This is a genomic window from Gluconacetobacter tumulicola, from assembly GCF_014174215.1.
GTDB lineage: Bacteria > Pseudomonadota > Alphaproteobacteria > Acetobacterales > Acetobacteraceae > Gluconacetobacter > Gluconacetobacter tumulicola.
This window is the reverse complement of sequence record NZ_JABEQL010000086.1, coordinates 1-601: the sequence shown is the minus strand read 5'-3', so window position 1 is coordinate 601 and position 601 is coordinate 1. Positions and strand designations below refer to the sequence as shown.

Sequence of the window (601 nt, the reverse complement as noted above, 5' to 3'; positions counted from 1 at the left end):
GCCACGGATGAGTTCATCCGCCGCTTCATGCTGCATGTCCTGCCACGAGGATTTCATCGCATCCGCCATTATGGCCTGCTGGCCAGTTCCAACCGCAAGGCCAGTCTCGCCCGGGCGCGCGAACTGCTGAATGTCATACCCACGCCAGAGGCAGAAGTCCCAGAGCCCGAACCGGTCACGCCACCGCCCTGTCCATGCTGTGGTGGTCAGATGGTCGTCATCCAGATCCTTCCCCGATGGTGCCAGCCCAGAGGGCCGCCACGCGCGACCGATCCGGCCGGAGGATCAGCATGATGACCGGCAGACATGACCGTATAACCCGACGCCTGCCGGAACCGTCTCGTTCCGGCAAACCGACAGGCTTACGCAAAACGCAAAAAAACGGCAGAAAGCGCGCACCTGGCGCTGACGATCCTGTCATCTTCATGTGTAGAATCAGCGGGAAAAACCCTTCGCCGCGCCACGAATGCCGTCACGTAACCCCGCTCAGGGGCGCCTCAGGGCAGCGCCAGTTGCAAATTCCCCATAACTGAGTCCCGGTGTCGCGGGTTCGGTCCTCCCCGACTTTCGTACGCCTCACGGCGCCCGAAACTCTTCAGGA

General features: G+C 62.1%; 1 protein-coding gene. It reads left to right on the top strand.

From position 1 onward, the window contains the following. Window positions 1–294: transposase (locus HLH29_RS19370; RefSeq protein ID WP_182968993.1), on the top strand; the 294-nt coding region annotated here is incomplete at its 5' end. Between the last annotated feature and the right edge of the window lie 307 nt (window positions 295–601).